Below are 18,249 nucleotides of genomic sequence, written 5' to 3' on the forward strand. Positions count from 1 at the left end.
CATGCATAGTACGCTTTTGGGGAATGTGAATTCTGGATCAAGCGGTGCTGATTGCATAGATAAACATTGCTTAGGTTGAAGTTTTGAGTTGAGGTTAATCAAGTGGTATTTAGTTCGCTTGTTTTTCTGTGTGTGTTTCTTCCGGTTGTATTTGCTGTGGTGTTTGTATTACCAGGCGTGCGTTTGAAGAACGTCGCACTTATTGTTGCCAGCTTGTTGTTTTACGCCTACGGCGAGCCAGTGTATGTTTTGCTTATGCTGGTGTCTGCCACAATTAACTGGTTGTTAGGATTACGAGTTGCTCCATCTTGCAGTGATGCGCCTCATTTGAAAAGGCACAAAGTGGTTCTTGGCCTTGCGGTTTCGCTGAACCTGCTGTTTCTTGGAGTGTTTAAATACGCGGGGATGCTGGTCGGGTCGCTGAATGCTGTTATCGGCACAAGTATTCCTGTTCCCGATATCGCACTGCCTATTGGTATATCGTTTTACACATTTCAAGCTATGTCGTATGTTGTGGATGCGTATCGGGGCGAGGTTAAGCCGCAGCGAAACTTTCTAAATGTGCTGCTCTATATCGCTTTTTTCCCGCAGCTTATCGCGGGTCCTATTATCAAGTATCACGACATCGAAAGCCAGCTTACCGAACGCTCAATTACGCTTGAGGGTGTAGCGTATGGCTTTAGACGCTTCTGTGTTGGGCTTGCGAAAAAAGTGCTCATAGCAAACACGATGGCCGTAACGGCTGATGCGGTGTTTACGGCTTCATTCGACGAAATAAATATTGCCGTTGCATGGATAGGTGCACTGGCCTATCTCTTTCAGATCTACTTCGACTTCAGTGGCTATTCGGATATGGCAATTGGCTTGGCTCACATGTTTGGCTTCACGTACAAGGAAAACTTCCAATACCCTTACAGTTCTACGACGATAAAAGAGTTCTGGAGGCGCTGGCATATTTCTCTGTCAACGTGGTTTAAAGAGTACTTGTATATTCCGTTGGGTGGCAATCGCAAAGGGCGTTTGCGGGCTTCTGTGAACAAGATAATCGTGTTTTTATGCTGCGGGCTATGGCATGGCGCTGCGTGGACGTTCGTGCTATGGGGGGCCATTCATGGCCTATTTCTGCTGGTGGAGGAATTCGTTCCTATTAAGAAGCTACCAAAGCCCATCGGGTGGGCATATACCATGGTTGTGGTGGTGTTTGCGTTCGTTTTGTTTAGGGCGGACACCATACAGCAAGGCTTTTTCATGATGCAGCAGATGTTGCTCGGGTTTCATTTTGAACCGGCCGCCATGGCGCTTGCTTTGCGGCAGATGACACCGCTATTTTTTGTTACGTTTGCTGTAGCTTGCATTGCAGCATTGCCTGTGAAAAATGAACTGGAGCGCATAGTTGTGTCGCATGGCGGGCAAGTTGCCTTCGAATGCATAAGCTTCGTGTTGTGTTTTGTTCTGCTGGTATTGTGCGTACTCTCGCTTTCGGGCGGTGGGTACAACCCATTTATCTACTTTAGGTTTTAGGAGGGCCAATGCGCGGGAAGCATGCGATGGTTCGTTGCCCAGCTGCCGTTCAAGGTGCATTTGTCGTGGTATGCGCGATTTGTGTGCTCGTTCCTTCTCTTGGAATGCTATGGGCCCCAACGCAAGAAAGCACCGAGAATCGCGAACTTGCACCAAAACCGGAATTGGTACAAGACGGCTCTCTCAACGTCAACTACCTTGCTGATTGTGGAACATACTTCGAGGATCATTTCGCGTATCGCAACAACCTTGTCGCTGCGAACGCTCGTATTCGCTCGACGGTTCTGGGTGTGTCTTCCTCTGATTCCGTTGTAGTTGGTACCAACGGATGGCTGTACTATGCGGGAACGATTCCCGATTACACCGGTTCGGCGTTGCTGTCGGATCGTGCGGCGCGAAACATCGCGTTCAACCTGTCATTAATGCAAGGGTACTGCGAGGCCCAGGGTGCTTCCTTTACCTTTACGATACCTGCCAACAAAAGCGAGCTGTATCCTGAACAGATGCCCTATTACTATACTCAAGCTTCGTCGAGCAATTTCGACGTGCTTGAACCGTATCTGAAAGAATACGGGATCAATTACCTTGACGTTCAATCGCTCTTAGCCAATGAAGAAGACGTGATGTATTACCAGCGTGATTCTCATTGGAACACGAAAGGTGCCCTTATGGCGTGCGAGGCTTACATGACCTCCGTTGGCGATCCGCTTCTTGGTCTGGAGGGGATTGAAGGACAGTGGGTTGCTAGTCATGAGGGAGATCTTGACGGGATGCTCTATGCGACAGGGGCGACGCTTGAAGGTGATTATTCCTACGATGACTCCTTGTTGTGGGAATATGTTGAGGGTTCTGATGTAATGGATGGATGGATCAACACACGCTCGACTGCGTCGGCAGAACAGCGTCATGGGAAAACGCTGTTTGCGTACCGCGATTCTTTCGCTATCAACATGATTCCTTTCCTTGCTACTGTGTATGAAAACGCCTATTTCAGCAAAATGGTGCCGTATGATCTAACTCAAGTTGGGGCGTACAATGCTGATCGTGTATTAGTGGAGCGTGCGCAGCGACATATGAGGGACCTGTCTTCGTCTCCAGCGATTATGCCAGCGCCGATGGTTGAGCTTGATAGCGGTGTCGAACGCTTAGAGGAAGCATTGCCTAATGGGATAGAGGTTGCTGAAGATGGCCCGTACTACGTAGTTTCGGGAGAGATTCCTCCCGAATACGAGGGTAAAAGCGAGCAGTTGTTTGTTGGGCTATCGAAGTCAGATGGTTTGAGCTGGGTTGTTCCATTTTGCATATCAAGCGATATGAGCGACTATGGTTACAAAGCTTACATAGATAAAGGCTTTTTGAATGATGTTACGGATATTGTTGTCGCATGCGAAAGCGATGGTAAACTAGTCTGCGTTCAGAAAACCAATAAAGTGTGGTAAGGAGCGTTTTTCGTGAAAATGAAGCGTTTTGGCGTGATTGCCATTGTGATGTCTGTTGCGATGCTTAGCGCATTTACTCTGAGTTCTTGCTCGAAGGAAGCGGAAAAACCGCAGGTTGCGACACCAACCGAGCCTGCTGAAGAGCTGCTTGTCATCGGTAGTGAATCCGAAGACGCCTTAAGCATGGTTTTTGAGAACAAAACGGGCAAGAACATCGAAGCGGTTTATCTGGATATCGCTGGTGACGAAACGAGCGAAACGGCGGAGACGAACTTGCTCAGCGGTGACACTTGGGAGTCCGACGTCCGAGCGAAGGTTTTCTGCGATATCGCTTCTAATGCAACTGCTGAGCCCGAGGCAAGCGAAGCTGCCGATGCTGAAGCAAATGAAGAGGATTCAGATCGTATAGTCGACCCTTTGTTTAATGCACAATATGACATGACGCTGGAATTCGCTGATGGCGAGCGCGTTGTTCTTCACAACTTGACGTTCGAAGAGGCCGATGAGGTTGCGGTGCTCATTGATTCTGAGAGCGGTCTTGCGTACCTGACGTTTGATGACAACGGGGCTGGAACGAGCACGCTCGAATCGGAAAAAGCGGTAAAGCAGGCTGCTGATGAAGCTGCGGCCGCAGCTGAGGCTCAGGCTGCTGCCGAGGCACAAGCTGCAGCGGAAGCCGAGGCTGCTGCTCAGGCTGAAGCTGCCGCGCAGGCAGAGGCTGCTGCTAACGCGAATGCGGGGAATGCTGGCAACTACAATTACTCGTATCAAGAGCCTTCTTACTCTGCACCCGCTCCAGATGCGGGCGCTAGTGGCGGTGCTGCCAGTGGGGCAGGGCAGTCCGAGGATTCCTGTATGGATGATCCGCTGTTTAACAACTAACCAATTCGCAAAGGGGTTGCTTGCATGAAAGGCATAATTCTCGCAGGGGGGTCGGGTACGCGCCTGTATCCGCTCACCACGGTCACCTCGAAGCAGCTGCTTCCCGTTTATGACAAACCGATGGTGTACTACCCGCTATCGGTGCTCATGATGGCTGGCATTCGTGAGATCCTGCTCATTTCCACGCCCACCGACTTGCCGAATTTCGAGCGGCTGCTTGGCGATGGGTCGCGTTACGGCATATCGCTTTCCTATGCCGAACAGCCCTCACCAGATGGTCTTGCGCAGGCGTTTATTATCGGCGAGGATTTCATCGCAGGTGACTCTTGCGCACTCGTTTTGGGTGACAACATTTTCTACGGCAACGGTCTTGGTCGCCATCTGCGTGCAGCTGTCGATCGCGCCGAAAGCCAAGGCGGTGCCACGGTGTTCGGCTACCACGTTGACGATCCCGAGCGTTTCGGTGTGGTTGAGTTTGATGAAGAGTTCAATGCTGTGTCCATCGAAGAGAAGCCACAGAACCCTAAGAGCAACTACGCGGTTACGGGCTTGTATTTCTACGATTCCCGCGTGTGCGAGCTTGCCAAGCAGGTGAAGCCCAGCGCGCGTGGCGAGCTTGAGATCACAACGTTGAACCAAATGTATCTGGCGGAAGGCGCGCTGAACGTGGTCACGCTGGGCCGCGGTTATGCGTGGTTAGACACTGGCACCATGGAAAGCTTGTTCGAAGCATCCGAATTCGTGCGGGCGGTGGAACGTAGCCAGGGGTTATCGGTAAGCGTGGTTGAGGAAATTGCCTATCAGAACGGCTGGATCACGCGTGAGGCGCTTGTTGCTGCTGCTGAAAAGTACGGCAAATCGGTGTACGGCAAGCATCTCCAGAAGGTTGCTGAAGGAAAGATTGTTCCGCATAAGGACCGATAGCGTAAGAGTTAGATCAGGGGGAGGGGCTTGTGTGTCAATGTGTGTCAGAGGGTCACACCTAATAGCACATGAATCCCTTGTCACACTCAACACGCACTGTTGTCGATAAAAAGGAGAGACAGCTGTGAACGATACGGGAGAATTCAAGCCCAAGCGAATCATCGTTACCGGTGGAGCGGGCTTCATTGGCAGTAATTTCGTCCATTACGTGGTTGATAATCATCCTGACGTCCACGTAACGGTACTCGATGCGCTTACCTATGCTGGCAACAAAGAAAACCTTGCAGGTATTCCTGAAGACCGCATGACCTTCGTACACGGCGATATCTGTGATGCGGAGCTTGTTGACAAGCTTGCTTCGGATACCGATGCTATTGTTCATTACGCTGCCGAAAGCCATAACGACAACTCTATCGCGAACCCCGAGCCGTTCCTGCGCACCAACGTTGAAGGTACGTATCGCCTGCTGGAGGCGGCGCGCAAGTACGGTGTGCGTTACCATCATATTTCTACCGATGAGGTGTATGGCGACTTAGCGCTTGACGATCCTGCGCGTTTTACTGAAGAAACACCGTACCGCCCAAGCTCGCCCTACAGCTCCACGAAGGCAGCTTCCGACATGCTTGTTCGGGCGTGGCATCGCACGTTCGGCGTGAAGGCCACCATCTCGAATTGTTCCAACAACTACGGTCCGTACCAGCATATCGAGAAGTTTATTCCGCGTCAGATAACCAACATTCTCTGCGGCATTCGTCCCAAGCTTTACGGGGACGGTTTGAATGTGCGCGATTGGATTCACACCGACGATCATTCCCGTGCGGTGTGGGTTATTCTCACCAAAGGTCGCATTGGGGAGACGTACCTCATTGGCGCGGATGGCGAAAAGAACAATATTGATGTGCTGCGCTCTATCTTAGAGCGCATGGGTAAGAGTGCCGATGATTTCGACTGGGTACGTGACCGTCCTGGTCATGACCGTAGGTACGCTATTGACTCCACGAAGCTTCGCCGAGAATTAGGGTGGACGCCGATCCATACCGACTTTGCTGCAGGGCTTGATGCAACAATTGAATGGTATGCAAATAATCGTACTTGGTGGGAGGGTGTAAAGGCCGCTACCGAGGCAAAATACGCAGCGCAGGGGCAATAGAACAGAAGCAATGCTAAGGGTAATACTGTTGCGCGTATGAGATGAGCCGCACTTCGCTACACTGAGAACGATGCTTCATTTGGCCTTGCTGAAAGGACGACATGGAATACGAAAAGAAACTGTCGCTCGAAGAAACTGGGATTCCTGGATTAGTGGTTCTCGATTTGTCCGTGCACGGCGACAGCCGCGGTTGGTTCAAGGAGAATTGGCAGCGTGCCAAAATGGTAGCGCTGGGACTTCCCGACATGCGTCCGGTTCAAAACAACGTGAGCTTCAACGTTTCCCGAGGGGCTACACGTGGCATTCATGCTGAACCGTGGGATAAGTTTGTGTCAGTAGCATGTGGCGAGGTGTTCGGCGCATGGGTAGACCTTCGCCCTGGTAGCACGTTTGGTACGGTGTTCACATGCAAGCTTGATGCGTCAAAAGCGATCTTTGTGCCGCGTGGTGTAGGCAATTCCTATCAAGCGCTCGAAGACGGTACGGCTTACACCTACTTGGTGGATGCGCATTGGAGCCTTGAGCAGAAGAAGACCTACACATTCGTGAACTTGGCTGATCCCGAGCTCGCTATAGAATGGCCTATTCCGCTTTCTGAAGCGGAGCTTTCCGAAGCGGACAAGAATCATCCCATGCTTGCTGACGTGACACCTATGGCACCGAAACGAACGTTAGTTACCGGCTGCAACGGCCAGTTGGGACGTGCTGTACGAAAGCTTGCTGAAGAGCGCGGACTTTCGGGTTTTGAGTATACCGATATTGCTGAGTTCGACTTCTCGAATCCTTCTGCATACGAAGCCTTTGACTGGAGCTTGTACGGCACCATCATCAATGCAGGTGCTTACACGGCGGTCGACAAGGCTGAAACCCCTGAAGGGCGCACTGCTGCATGGAAGGCGAATGCGACAGGGCCGGCGTTGCTAGCGCGTGTTGCCAGTGAACATGGCATCACATTGGTGCACGTGTCAAGCGACTACGTGTTCGATGGCACGGCTGAAGAACACACAGAAGACGAGCCATTTGCCCCATTGAGTGTGTACGGTCAGAGTAAGGCGGCTGGCGACATTGCAGTCGCGAGCGCTCCTAAGCATTACATCCTCCGTTCGAGCTGGGTAATCGGCGACGGTAAGAACTTCGTGAAGACCATGATGGCACTATCACAGCGCTGTGCCGATAGCGATGATTCGTTATCTGAGGTGAAGGTGGTTGACGACCAGTTCGGGCGCTTAACGTTCACGCAGGACATGGCCGAGGCAATCTTTGCCTTACTTGACGGTGGTGCTCCCTATGGCTCATATAACCTAACCTGTTCGGGGCGCGTTGCCTCATGGAAGGATATCGCCGAGCGAGTGTTCGACCTTTCGTGTGGAAATGGAAGTGCTGTCATGCCGGTGAGTACGGATGAGTACGCTCAGGGATCGAATGGCCCGGTAGCGCCTCGCCCAACACACAGCGCATTGAATCTGTCGAAGATCGAAGCTGCCGGATACAACCCGCCTAACTGGGAAGACGAGCTAGCAGCATACGTGAAGCACGAAACAGAAGCGCTGTAGTGCTTTAAGCCATTTCTATCTCATTTGTCTTTTGTATTGGGAAGTCATCTATAGGACTTCCCAATTGAAAAAGGCTGCTCGCGTGCTTGCAGCCAGTTAACAACACCAGATTGAAAAAGGCATGTATTCAAGGGGTTAGGTCGCGAGTTCTACGAACATTTTGGGTTTACCGCCCTTGCGGGCACGCACCGTATGGCGCTTCAACTTCAGCTGGATAGGAGATAAAGTTGGTTGGTCATCGTACACCGCATCGATTGCTGTACTTCGCTGTTGCGTTCGTGCTGCTGTTGTTCTTCGGACTTATCTACGCGTGGTCACTATTTGTGGAGCCGCTTGAAGCCGAATTCGGCTGGCAGCGCTCCGAAACGTCGGTTATTTTCACGTTGTCTATCATCACCTTCTGTGTGGGTATGCTGGTAGCTGGCGTGCTCGAGCAGCGATTCTCGCCGCGCGTGCTGTTGTTGGCAACCGCCGCATGTATCGGCATTGGTTTTGTTGCCTCGACGTTCGCGGAAACGTTGCCGCACATCTACCTTACTTACGGCGTGCTGGTGGGTACGGGCGTGGGGCTTGGTGCCGACTGCGTCATGAGTGCCACGCTCAAATGGTTCCCCGATCGGCAGGGCGTTGCAAACGGCGCGATGCTTATGGGGTTCGGTATGGGCACCATGGTATTAAGCCCGGCGGTTACCGCTATGCTCGGCGCGCTTGGGTGGCGCATGACGCTTGGGGTGCTTGGTGTGGCATTTGCCATCATCGTTGCTGTTGGCGCACTCATTATGCGCCTTCCCGACGAAGAGTACGTGAAGCCGCTGATGGCGAAAGCACACGAGGCCGACATCGTGTCGGCGGTTGACATGAGTGGCACCCAGATGATGAAAACGCCGTCGTTTTGGGTGTTCATGCTGTGGCTGATGCTCGTCACCTGCGGCGGCTTGGCGCTGATCAGCCAAGCAGTGCCGGCTGCAATGGAGCTGCTTGGTTCTGCGTCGGGCGCTACCGGAGGCGAAACGGGCGACGCCGCATTGCTGATGGCCACTGCGGCCATGGGTAGCGTGTCGGCTTTCAACGGCTTGGGGCGCTTGCTGAACGGCTTTATTTGGGACAAGCTTGGCTACCGCGTGTCGCTTTTATGGGTGTCTATTGCCTTTGCAGTTGGTATGCTCTGCTGTGCAATTGCTATGAGCGTTGGTAGCTTCCCGCTACTGGTAGTGGGGTTCGTGCTGCTGGGTCTCATGTACGGCGGCAATATGTGTACGATGTCAACTATGGTAAGCACGTTCTATGGCACGCGCTACTTTGGTATCAACTACGCCATCGCCACCTGCCAGATGATCCCCGCCGCTGTTATTGGCCCGCAGGTTCTGGCTGCGGCACAAATGGGTTCGGGCAGCTATCTGCAAGCGTTCTGGGTGTTTCTCGGTATCGCGCTTGCCGCATTGGTGGTGTCGTTCTTTATCCATCGTCCGAAAGAAAGCATGAACCGCGCGTAGCCGATTGTGCGCGTAGCTGATTGTCTTTGCATGCGCTACATCGCTGGGGCCATTTGAGCCATGAGCCCCAGCGAATCAAAAAACTGCCGCGTCCTTGAGAATTCCTTGAGAAACGCTTCCTAAGCTGTATGCATACGGAAGCGAGAGAAGGGAATTTATCATGGGAAACGTGCTCGAGACGAGAAATCTCACGAAGCGTTTCGGACGTCGTGCCTGTCGTCTTAGTCGCAATAGCGAACACAACTCTGACGTTACCTACGCAGTTCAGGGTGTGAGCTTGCACGTGCCTGAAGGCGTGGTCTATGGCCTGCTCGGACCAAATGGCGCAGGAAAGTCAACCACACTCAAGATGATCGCAGGCATGCTTCACCCCACGTCTGGCACCATTATCTTCGACGGGCATCCGTGGCAGCGTGCTGATTTGTACCGTATTGGGGCGCTCATCGAAAATCCACCGCTGTACCCCAACCTCACCGCGCGCGAGAACTTGCGGGTGCGCACCATGATGCTGGGCATTCCTGAAGCGCGGATCGACGACGTGTTACGTATGGTTGACTTAACCGATACGGGATCGAAGCGCACCGCGCAATTCTCCATGGGTATGAAACAGCGTCTTGGTATCGCGCTTGCCCTGTTGGGGCAGCCAAAACTGCTCATTTTAGACGAGCCGACCAACGGCCTTGACCCGATGGGTGTCGAGGACATACGTCATCTTATTCGTGCCCTTCCCGAGCGCGGCATATCCGTTATCGTGTCGAGCCATATTCTGGCCGAGGTGTCACACGTTGCCGATAAGGTGGGTATCATAACCGAAGGGAAACTGGCGTTTGAGGGCTTACTTGCCCCGGGAACCGACCTGGAACACCTGTTCATGAGCGTGTGTCGCCGTGCTGTGAGCGAGCGCATGCAAGGTGGGCCCGGGAAAGCGGAACGTGAAGAAAACGAGGCGGCCAACGAAACCGTTGCGTGAGGCAAAAGCTGCGGAAACCGCGGAAACCGCAAAATGAACCGAGAAAAGAATCGTAGAAAGAATCGAGGAAGGGAGTAGGCTATGGCAACGAAAGCGCTCGCAACATTTCGCGCGGAAACCCTCAAAGGCCGCCGAGGCGCTGCGCGTAAAATAGCGGTTCTCACACCGCTGCCGTTTTGTTTGCTGGGCATGATGGCGGGTGGCGCGTTTGGTGGAGGTGCTGTTGGTTCGTTTTCCACCTACGGATGGAACTGGTGGTACTCGCTCATGCTGCCGGTCGCATGCGCGCTCATAACGGCATCGATTGCGGGCATTGATGCACGTCAGAAGCTGAAACCCGTGCTGGGGTTGCCAGTGCAGCTTGCACGTGTGTGGTGGGCGAAAGTCGCATATGCGCTCGTACTTGTGGCGGGTGCAAACACAGTGGTATATGTTGCTTCCGTTGCGACAACGCTTCTGGGTGCCAGTGCGCCATCATTACTTGAAGGGCTTGCGACTGTTGCTATTCTCACCATTGCATCGGCTTGGATGGTGCCGGTAGGGTTGGCGCTTACCATGCGGTTTGGCACGCTTGCGGGTATCGCTGTGCCCGCTCTTCTGCAAATTGGCGTAGGAATCAGCATGTGGACAGGAGAATTGTGGTTTTTGTTCCCACCGGCAACGTTACTTTGCGCGGTTGCTCCGTTTGTTGGTGTGGAGCCATCGGGTATACCGCTTGCCGCTGGCGATGCGCTGGGTGTGTTCGGTTGGCAAGCGGTAGCGGGCATCGCCGTGGCTGTGTTGTTCTTTGTCGTGCTGTCGGTTGCTGGTGCGAAGTGGTTCGAAGGAAGGGAGGCGGCATGATGACGTTTATTCGTGCTTTGCGATCAGAGGTTGTAAAACTACGACGCTCGTCATTAGTGGCGCTTCATGTGGTGCTTGCAGTAATACTCGGCGGGTGTGCTGGGGCATACTTCGCGGTAAGCGCGTGGGATACCCTGCTTGGCACCGATGCGTTTTTCCAGCTGCTCGGCGCTGGTGCACCGTTGCTCGCAGGGTTGGCATGCGGGCTTTCGGCGGATGCCGAACACGAAGCGGGCAGGTTTGCAAACGTGCTGGGCGTACCCTGCCGGCGCGCGGCTCTTGCTGCGAAAGTGACTTCGCTTTTGATGCTGGGGTTCGGTGCGGCGCTTATCGCGATGACGCTGTTTCTCTGCATTGTTGCGGCTGCCGGTTGTGCGACGCCTCCGGTTGGCGCATGCGTGATGGCTGCGCTGGGTATTGTGGTAGGAAGTGCTGCTCTTTATGTTGTGTTGTTTTGGATTGCGATGCGATTCGGGCGCAATGCCAGCATCGCCGTAGGTGCACTTGGTTTCATCGCAGCTACGGCACTTTTCGGAGGACTGGCGAACGGCCTGGTAACGGGCACGTTGAGTGGCCAGTTTGCGGTGGGTATCGCGGCGCTTATTCCCTTTGCATGGCCTTCGCGCCTTTCGTCGCTTGCCATTGAGCTTTCCATAGCGCCTTCACTTGCGGGTGATGCGGCAATTGGCGCGTTGTGGGCGGCGCTGAACGTTGTCGGCGTGGCTTGCGCCGTGGGTACTGTATTTGTTTTTGCATGCTATTTCTGTGGTGCGAACCGCTTCGAAGGACGACGTGGCGGTGGGGAATGAAGTGAGGGCTGCAGGCGCCGAGTGGTTTGACACAGATGAGCCTACAGCTGAGAAGGGCCATACTGTCTTGGCGGCACGTATACTAACAAGCATACAGGGAAGCGTCTGGGTGGTGTATCGGGCAGAAATGGCCTGCCCCCAGAAAGCGTGATTGGACGAAAGAACCGGCAAGGAGGTGTGATGCGTGGCGAACGTACTGGTGATTGACGACGAGCCCGCTATCGTTGACGTGCTTGATCGCGTGCTCAAATGCGACGGGCATACGGTGCGTGGCGTTACCGACCCGACGTCGGTGGAAACGCTTGACCTCGCGCGCTTCGATCTGGTGCTCTGCGACGTGATGATGCCCGGCATGGATGGGTTTGAGCTGGTAAGCCGCATTCGCAGTCGAGTTGATTGTCCTATTCTTTTCCTCACTGCTAAAGTGGAGGAAGCCGATGCGGTGGTGGGTTATGGCCTTGGCGCCGACGACTATATCCGAAAACCCTGTGGTACTGCCGAGTTGCGCGCGAAGGTGGCAGCTCATGTACGCCGAGAGTATCGCCAACGTCACGCGTCGCTCGATTTCGGTCGCGTGCGGGTTGACCTTGCGGCTCGGGAAGTGTTGGTGGATGGAGCGGCCGTGCACCTCACTCCAACCGAATATGCCATCTGTGAGCATATGGCGCGTCACCGTGGTCAGGTGTTCTCCAAGGAGTTGCTGCTCGAGCAGGCGTGCGGATGGGATAGCGCAGCCGGTAGTGAAACCATCACCGCGCACGTGCGCAATATCCGTATGAAATTCAAGGAACGTGGCGTGAACCCGGTGGCAACGGTGTGGGGAGTGGGCTACAAATGGGAGCTGTAGCGCACGGAGAAAGGCAAGCTGCTCATTCGATGCGGCAAGGCATGCCATTGGCGCTTGTTATTGTGCGGTATTTCGCCTACGTGCTTGCGGCGGCGGTGGTGCTTCTGGTAGTTGCGTTTGGAGCGTTCGCCATCATGAATGGCAGTGGGCTCGTGTATACAGCGAATTATGCTGAGAATAACGTCGAAGCTACGGTGGCAGCGCTTGAGGCCGGTCAGCTTGATCCTGCGGAAACCCCTGCGTGTTATCGATGGGCGGTGTTCGACAAACAAGGCTCATTCGTGGCGTCTGACCTATCCGATGACGGCGTGCGTGAGCTTCGTTCGGCGCTCGAACGTGCGGGTGTGTTCGAACGTGCGGGTGTGTTCGAGCGTGAAGCGACGACCATACGCCTTGACGGTAACGCGAGCCGCTGCACGTTTGCGACGTTACCCGATGGTTCTCTTTGTGTGTTGCAGTACGATTTTCTGCCCGATTTTGCATCTCGTTCACTGCGCGATGCGTTGCCAAACCCGCAGAACCTGATCATCGCCGCGTATTGCGCGCTGTTCGCGTTGTCAGTGGTACTTGTGGCCATGCGGGCATCGCGGGTGATCTCGCGCAAGATGCGCCCGCTCGTTCAGGTAGCTGAACGTATCGAGCATCAAGAGCTCGATTTCTCCGTGACACCTGCCTCTGTGCGCGAGGTGAACGACGTGCTGGTGGCCATGGATCGCATGCGCGCGGCACTGAGCGAGTCGCTGAAGGCTCAGTGGGCCGCCGACGAGGCACAACGCCGACAGGTGGCGGCACTTGCGCACGATGTGAAAACACCGCTTTCCATCGCTCGCTGGAACACCGATCTGCTTGCCGAGAGCAATCTCGATGCCAGTCAGCGGGCATGTGTGGAAGGTGTGCGTTTGGGGGTGGAGCGCATGGAAAGCTATGTACGAACGATGCTGGAGGTGTCGCGCAGCACGGCAAACGCTTCATCACGAACAAGTTACCCTGTGCAGAGCGCTGTTGATGTTGGGGCGTTTGTGCAGGTTATCGAACGTGAAGCTCGTGTGTTGTGCGATACACGCGGGGTGGCGCTCGATTTTACCTGTTTGATCGACGGCGGGTTGAAGACGACAGCATATTCTTATCTTGGGGCACCTTCTTTAAGCTACGCAACGCGAAGTGACGGGGAAGGGGAAGATCTCGTGCGTGCTGTTATGAACTTAGTGGGAAACGCGGTTGAGCATGCGCCAACGCACTCAGCGGTTCATGTGAGCATAAGCGCTACCGAGCCCGCTATTGTCGCAGGTTCGCTTACCGAAAACGTACAAACTGATGTCGTTGATTTGGTTATTGCGCCTGCTGTTGCTACAGGTTTGCTTACCATTGTTGTAGAGGACGAAGGCCCGGGCTTCTCGCGTGATGCACTCGCGCATGCTACCGAGCGTTTCTTCACCGAGTGCTCCGATCGCAACCACGCAAGTGGCCATTACGGTTTAGGGTTGTCCATTGCAAGCGACATCGTACGTGCGCATGGTGGGAAACTCACGCTCGAAAACACTCCACTGGGAGGCGCGCGTTGTACCATGGAAGTTCCGGTATGTACGCGCTACGAAAAAAGTGACGCCTGTGGCGTGAAAGAGCAAGCGGAAGGGGAGGGCTGGGAAGAGGGGCTACCAAGGGGATAGTAAGAACTATCAGGAACCACCTGCGACGGGACGAAATGTGGTGGGCCCGGCCGGATTCGAACCGACAACCAAAGGATTATGAGTCCCCTGCTCCACCGTTGAGCTACAGGCCCGCGCTCGCGCTGCTCTATTTTAGCGAACCGCCGTGAAAACGCCAGAAGGAATCGCAATTTTTTCGAAAATTCCCCCTTGCGCTTAAGGGGGGAATGCTTATAATACAGTCTTGCGCGATTGAGGCGCGATATTCCTCGGTAGCTCAACGGCAGAGCATCCGGCTGTTAACCGGAGGGTTGTAGGTTCGAAACCTACCCGAGGAGCCAGACATGATAAGGCTCGTCCGCGGACGAGCCTTTTTGCTGCGATATGAAGGTGGGAAGCGAATGCGCGAGAAGCTCGAGAAGATCATCAAAGCCTACGAGGACCTTCAAATGAAGATGGGTGACCCTGCGGTGCTCGCCGATCAGAAGGAGTACAACCGCCTAGCTAAGGAATACGCCAATCAAGGCCCGTTGGCGGCGAAGGCGCGCGAGTACGTGCAGGCTTCCGACGATTTATCGGCCGCCAAGGAAATGCTTGACGATGCCGATATGAAGGAGTTTGCGCAAGAGGAAATCGCCTCCATCGAAGAGCGGCTTCCCCAGCTGGAAGAGGATATCAAGTTCATGCTCATACCGTCCGATCCGGCTGACGAGAAGGACATCATCGTGGAAATCCGCGCGGCTGCCGGCGGCGACGAGGCAGCCATCTTTGCGGGCGATCTGTACAAGATGTACATGCGTTTCGCAACTGAACAGGGCTGGAAGACCGAAACCATGGATGTGTCGGCGTCCGAAGCTGGTGGTTACAAGGAAATCCAGTTCAAGGTGAAGGGCGATCACGTGTACTCGGTCATGAAGTTTGAAAGTGGCGTGCATCGCGTGCAGCGCGTTCCCAAAACTGAAAGCCAGGGTCGCATTCACACCTCCACCGCAACCGTTGCAGTGCTGCCCGAAGCCGATGAGGTTGAAGTGGAAATTAACGAGAACGACCTGCGTATTGATGTGTATCGCGCCGGTGGTCCCGGTGGTCAGTGTGTGAACACCACTGACTCTGCAGTGCGTATCACGCATATTCCTTCCGGCTTAGTGGTGCAGTCGCAAGACCAGAAGAGCCAGCTACAGAACAAGATTGCGGCAATGAGCGTGCTGCGTGCGCGCCTGTACGAGAAGATGCTCGCCGAGCAGCAAGCCGCCGAAGGTGCCGAGCGCCTGGCGCAGATTGGATCGGGCGACCGCGCCGAGAAGATTCGCACCTACAATGGCCCGCAGGACCGCGTGACCGACCATCGCATTGGCTACAACGGCACGTATAACGGGGTGCTTTTGGGAGCGGGCGGCGCGGGCTTATCCGAGCTGATCACGGCGTTGCAGGCAGCCGATCGTGCGCGGAAGTTGGAACAGGCCGTTGACTAACGACGTGTGGACCGTCCGTGCTGCCCTCGACTGGACGGTTGGCTATCTGGGGCGCAAGGGCGACGAAAACCCGCGGTTGTCGGCCGAATGGCTCGTCTGCGAAGCGTGTAACATGAGCCGCGTTGAACTGTACGTGAACTTCGATCGGCCGCTTTCCCCTGACGAACGCGCGGTACTGCGCGGTTTTGTGTCGCGCCGTGGCGCGGGTGAGCCTTTGCAGTACATAACGGGGGAAGTGGCATTTCGCTACATTACGCTTGCGGTCGAACCAGGCGTGCTTATTCCCCGGCCTGAAACCGAGGTGCTTGTCAGCGTGGCACTTGCCATGCTGCCGCCCGAGCCGCGCCGACGTGCTGTCGACTCAACGATGACCCCTGACGAAACGGCTGCAATGCTGGTGGCAGCTGCTGCAAAGTTGCAGGGTGAAGTTGCGGCTGACTCGCAGGGGCTTGGTGTGGTGACGAGTGTTGACAGTGTGTCACTGTCAGATAGTGTGTCTCTATCCGGCAGTGCGTCCTTGGACGCGGCGAATGCAGCGCACGCAGCGGACCGAGTCGTACCGCTGCTGGTAGCCGATATTTGCACAGGTTCAGGCTGTATTGCTTGCTCGCTTGCGCACGAGCGCTCCGATGTGCACGTTATTGCGACCGATATCGCCCCTGAAGCTGTGTCGCTTGCGACGCGTAATGCTTCGCGGCTTGATCTACAGGATCGTGTGGGCATCATCGCGTGTGATCTGGGCGAAGGCGTCGACGTTAATCTTGCGGGATCGTTTGACCTTGTTGTGTCGAACCCGCCGTATGTTCCCACGAACGTGCTACGCGATATTCCCCGTGAGGTTTCTGATTTCGAGCCGGCGCTTGCACTTGATGGAGGTCCCGATGGCTTGTATGTGTTTCGTCGGCTGGCGGCGTGGTGTATGATCGCGCTTAAACCGGGTGGCGCGTTTGCGTTTGAGCTGCATGAAACCTGCCTAGACGCTGCACGGGATTATGCGTACGACCTGGGGTTTGAACACCTTGCGATAGATGTCGACCTGGCGGGCCGTCCGCGCGTTCTATCAGGCAGAAAGCCCGCGTAGTGCCAAGCGGGAAAGCATTCGGGGGATACGATGATTAATTTCGCCACCCCTGCGCAAGGCTAAAACGGCACGAGCCAGCATTTTTGAGAGCATGATTTCGGCACATACCAACACAGTGGCAACGTGAGGAAGGTTCACAGTATGAACTCTGCAGAAAATGTCTTACAAACTCACCTCGAAGCGTCGTTGAACGTGCTGCAAAAGCGGCTCGACGGTCGTACCCCGCGTATCGGCATTATCCTCGGGTCGGGCTTGAACCCGTTTGCCGACAGCATTGCCGATGCAGTGCGTATTCCGTTTGCCGAGGTACCACACATGAAAGTTTCCACTGCCAATGGTCATGTGGGTCAGTTCGTGTGTGGTAACGTTGCCGGCACGTGCGTACTCGCCATGCAGGGCAGGCTGCACGGTTACGAGGGTGTGAGTTCGCAGGATGTGGCGTATCCGGTGTGGCTTATGGAAAAGCTCGGGGTAGGCATACTTATCACCACAAACGCTGCCGGCGCGCTGAACTCGGCATATCATGTGGGCGACTTCTGCATCATGTCCGACCAGATCAACTTCACGGGACGAAATCCCATAGCGGCCGCAGACCCAGCGCGCATGGCCGATCGGTTCGTGTCTATGCTCGATGCGTTTGACCCCAGCCTGCGCGCCATTGCACACCGCGTGGCGAATGCGCATAGCATTCGCGTACAGGAGGGCGTGTACGTGGGACTGCTTGGGCCGAGTTTTGAAACGCCAGCGGAAATAAGGATGCTGCGGGCGTGGGGCGGCGACACGGTTGCCATGAGTGTGTGCGAGGAAGTTATCGCCGCGCGACATGTGGGCATGCGTGTGTTGGGTATCTCGCTTGTGTCGAATATGGGCTGCGGTATTGATGGCGCTAACCCATCTGATTTAGAAGTCATTGACGTAGCTGCAACGCGTGCCGACGATTTCAGTCGCTTGATCTGCGGTATCGTGGAGCAGCTGTAAGCGTTCGAGTGCTGCGTACGGGCGGCTACGAGCAAGGAAAGAGGACATCTATGAATGGGCGCGGCGTGCGTGTACACGAAACGGCATCCATTGCGAACACCGCCGTCATCATTGGCGATGTGTCGGTGGGAAAGGATGTGTCGGTACTGCCTGGTGCCACGTTGCGTGGTGATTCAGGGAGTCGTGTTGTCGTAGGCGAACGGACAAACGTACAGGAAGGGGCGTGTCTTCACGTGAGTGAAGGGCACGACACGATAGTGGGCCAAGGCGTGACGATCGGCCACGGTGCTATCGTGCACGGTTGTACGGTTGGAGACAACACGCTTATTGGTATGGGCGCCATCATCTTAGACGGAGCACGCGTAGGCGCAAACTGCATCGTAGGGGCAGGTTCTCTTGTGACCGGCGGGAAGGTGATTCCCGATGGCATGTTGGCGTTAGGCAGTCCCGCAAAGCCAGTTCGCCAGCTAACGTCTGACGAAGTGGAGACAAACCGTCGCAATGCCGATGAGTACGTGCACATCGGTCGCGAGCTCGCCGAAGCCGGTCATGCTGTTCTCGCTTCGCCTAAGTGTGCTGATTGCGCGAATTGATGCCGTCTGGCGAAACCCGACGGCGGCACGCAATTTGCAAGAGTATAC

16 protein-coding genes and 2 tRNA genes are annotated in these 18,249 nt (G+C 54.9%); 17 read left to right on the plus strand and 1 reads right to left on the minus strand.

Annotated features, from left to right (window positions below; genetic code table 11):
• The first annotated feature begins 102 nt into the window (after positions 1-102).
• From G7Y43_RS03285 to G7Y43_RS03340, 12 genes are all read left to right on the plus strand, one after another.
• Positions 103-1,521 (plus strand): MBOAT family protein, encoded by a 1,419-nt coding sequence (locus tag G7Y43_RS03285; RefSeq protein WP_165044068.1) that lies wholly within the window; start codon positions 103-105, stop codon positions 1,519-1,521.
• A 26-nt stretch (positions 1,522-1,547) separates the two neighbouring features.
• Positions 1,548-2,960, plus strand: coding sequence for a hypothetical protein (locus G7Y43_RS03290; RefSeq protein WP_165044070.1), 1,413 nt, complete (start codon positions 1,548-1,550; stop codon positions 2,958-2,960).
• A 12-nt stretch (positions 2,961-2,972) separates the two neighbouring features.
• The gene (locus G7Y43_RS10590; RefSeq protein WP_206215082.1) at positions 2,973-3,842 is read left to right on the plus strand and encodes a hypothetical protein; all 870 of its coding nucleotides are present in this window, start codon (positions 2,973-2,975) and stop codon (positions 3,840-3,842) included.
• 24 nt (positions 3,843-3,866) lie between these two features.
• Positions 3,867-4,766: a glucose-1-phosphate thymidylyltransferase RfbA gene (gene rfbA, locus G7Y43_RS03300; protein ID WP_165044072.1), complete on the plus strand. Its 900-nt coding sequence runs from the start codon at positions 3,867-3,869 to the stop codon at positions 4,764-4,766.
• A gap of 124 nt (positions 4,767-4,890) precedes the next feature.
• On the plus strand, positions 4,891-5,916 hold the full coding sequence (gene rfbB, locus G7Y43_RS03305) for a dTDP-glucose 4,6-dehydratase (RefSeq protein ID WP_165044074.1): 1,026 nt from the start codon (positions 4,891-4,893) through the stop codon (positions 5,914-5,916).
• 101 nt (positions 5,917-6,017) lie between these two features.
• Complete coding sequence (locus G7Y43_RS03310; RefSeq protein ID WP_165044076.1) at positions 6,018-7,469, plus strand: bifunctional dTDP-4-dehydrorhamnose 3,5-epimerase family protein/NAD(P)-dependent oxidoreductase; 1,452 nt, start codon at positions 6,018-6,020, stop codon at positions 7,467-7,469.
• Positions 7,470-7,696: 227 nt separating this feature from the next.
• Complete coding sequence (locus tag G7Y43_RS03315) at positions 7,697-8,962, plus strand: OFA family MFS transporter (RefSeq protein ID WP_165044078.1); 1,266 nt, start codon at positions 7,697-7,699, stop codon at positions 8,960-8,962.
• A gap of 160 nt (positions 8,963-9,122) precedes the next feature.
• Complete coding sequence (locus G7Y43_RS03320) at positions 9,123-9,932, plus strand: lantibiotic protection ABC transporter ATP-binding protein (RefSeq protein WP_165044080.1); 810 nt, start codon at positions 9,123-9,125, stop codon at positions 9,930-9,932.
• Positions 9,933-10,013: 81 nt separating this feature from the next.
• Positions 10,014-10,775, plus strand: a complete 762-nt coding sequence (locus G7Y43_RS03325; RefSeq protein ID WP_165044082.1) for a hypothetical protein — start codon at positions 10,014-10,016, stop codon at positions 10,773-10,775.
• Positions 10,772-11,584 carry an ABC transporter permease gene (locus tag G7Y43_RS03330; protein WP_165044084.1) on the plus strand — a complete coding sequence of 271 codons (813 nt, stop codon included), beginning with the start codon at positions 10,772-10,774 and terminating at the stop codon, positions 11,582-11,584. The genes G7Y43_RS03325 and G7Y43_RS03330 overlap by 4 nt, the downstream gene beginning before the upstream one ends.
• A 184-nt stretch (positions 11,585-11,768) precedes the next feature.
• Complete coding sequence (locus G7Y43_RS03335) at positions 11,769-12,431, plus strand: response regulator transcription factor (protein ID WP_165044086.1); 663 nt, start codon at positions 11,769-11,771, stop codon at positions 12,429-12,431.
• Entirely contained in the window at positions 12,419-14,098 is a 1,680-nt protein-coding gene (locus G7Y43_RS03340) for a HAMP domain-containing sensor histidine kinase (protein WP_165044088.1), read from the plus strand. The genes G7Y43_RS03335 and G7Y43_RS03340 overlap by 13 nt, the downstream gene beginning before the upstream one ends.
• Positions 14,099-14,136: 38 nt before the next feature.
• Here G7Y43_RS03340 and G7Y43_RS03345 read toward each other — a convergent pair.
• Positions 14,137-14,211 (minus strand) — tRNA-Ile (locus G7Y43_RS03345).
• 132 nt (positions 14,212-14,343) lie between these two features.
• On the opposite strand from G7Y43_RS03345, the gene G7Y43_RS03350 reads away from it, so the two are divergent.
• The 5 genes from G7Y43_RS03350 (at position 14,344) to G7Y43_RS03370 (ending at position 18,201) form a co-directional block, all read left to right on the plus strand.
• Positions 14,344-14,418, plus strand: a tRNA-Asn gene (locus G7Y43_RS03350).
• A 60-nt stretch (positions 14,419-14,478) separates the two neighbouring features.
• Positions 14,479-15,549: a peptide chain release factor 1 gene (gene prfA / locus G7Y43_RS03355; protein WP_165044258.1), complete on the plus strand. Its 1,071-nt coding sequence runs from the start codon at positions 14,479-14,481 to the stop codon at positions 15,547-15,549.
• Positions 15,542-16,630 (plus strand): HemK/PrmC family methyltransferase, encoded by a 1,089-nt coding sequence (locus G7Y43_RS03360; RefSeq protein WP_165044090.1) that lies wholly within the window; start codon positions 15,542-15,544, stop codon positions 16,628-16,630. The genes prfA and G7Y43_RS03360 overlap by 8 nt, the downstream gene beginning before the upstream one ends.
• A gap of 141 nt (positions 16,631-16,771) precedes the next feature.
• Positions 16,772-17,608, plus strand: coding sequence for a purine-nucleoside phosphorylase (locus tag G7Y43_RS03365; protein WP_165044092.1), 837 nt, complete (start codon positions 16,772-16,774; stop codon positions 17,606-17,608).
• Between the two features lie 50 nt (positions 17,609-17,658).
• Positions 17,659-18,201, plus strand: a complete 543-nt coding sequence (locus tag G7Y43_RS03370; RefSeq protein ID WP_165044094.1) for a gamma carbonic anhydrase family protein — start codon at positions 17,659-17,661, stop codon at positions 18,199-18,201.
• Positions 18,202-18,249: the final 48 nt, after the last annotated feature.

The organism is Adlercreutzia sp. ZJ138 (assembly GCF_011038935.1).
Lineage (GTDB): Bacteria > Actinomycetota > Coriobacteriia > Coriobacteriales > Eggerthellaceae > ZJ141.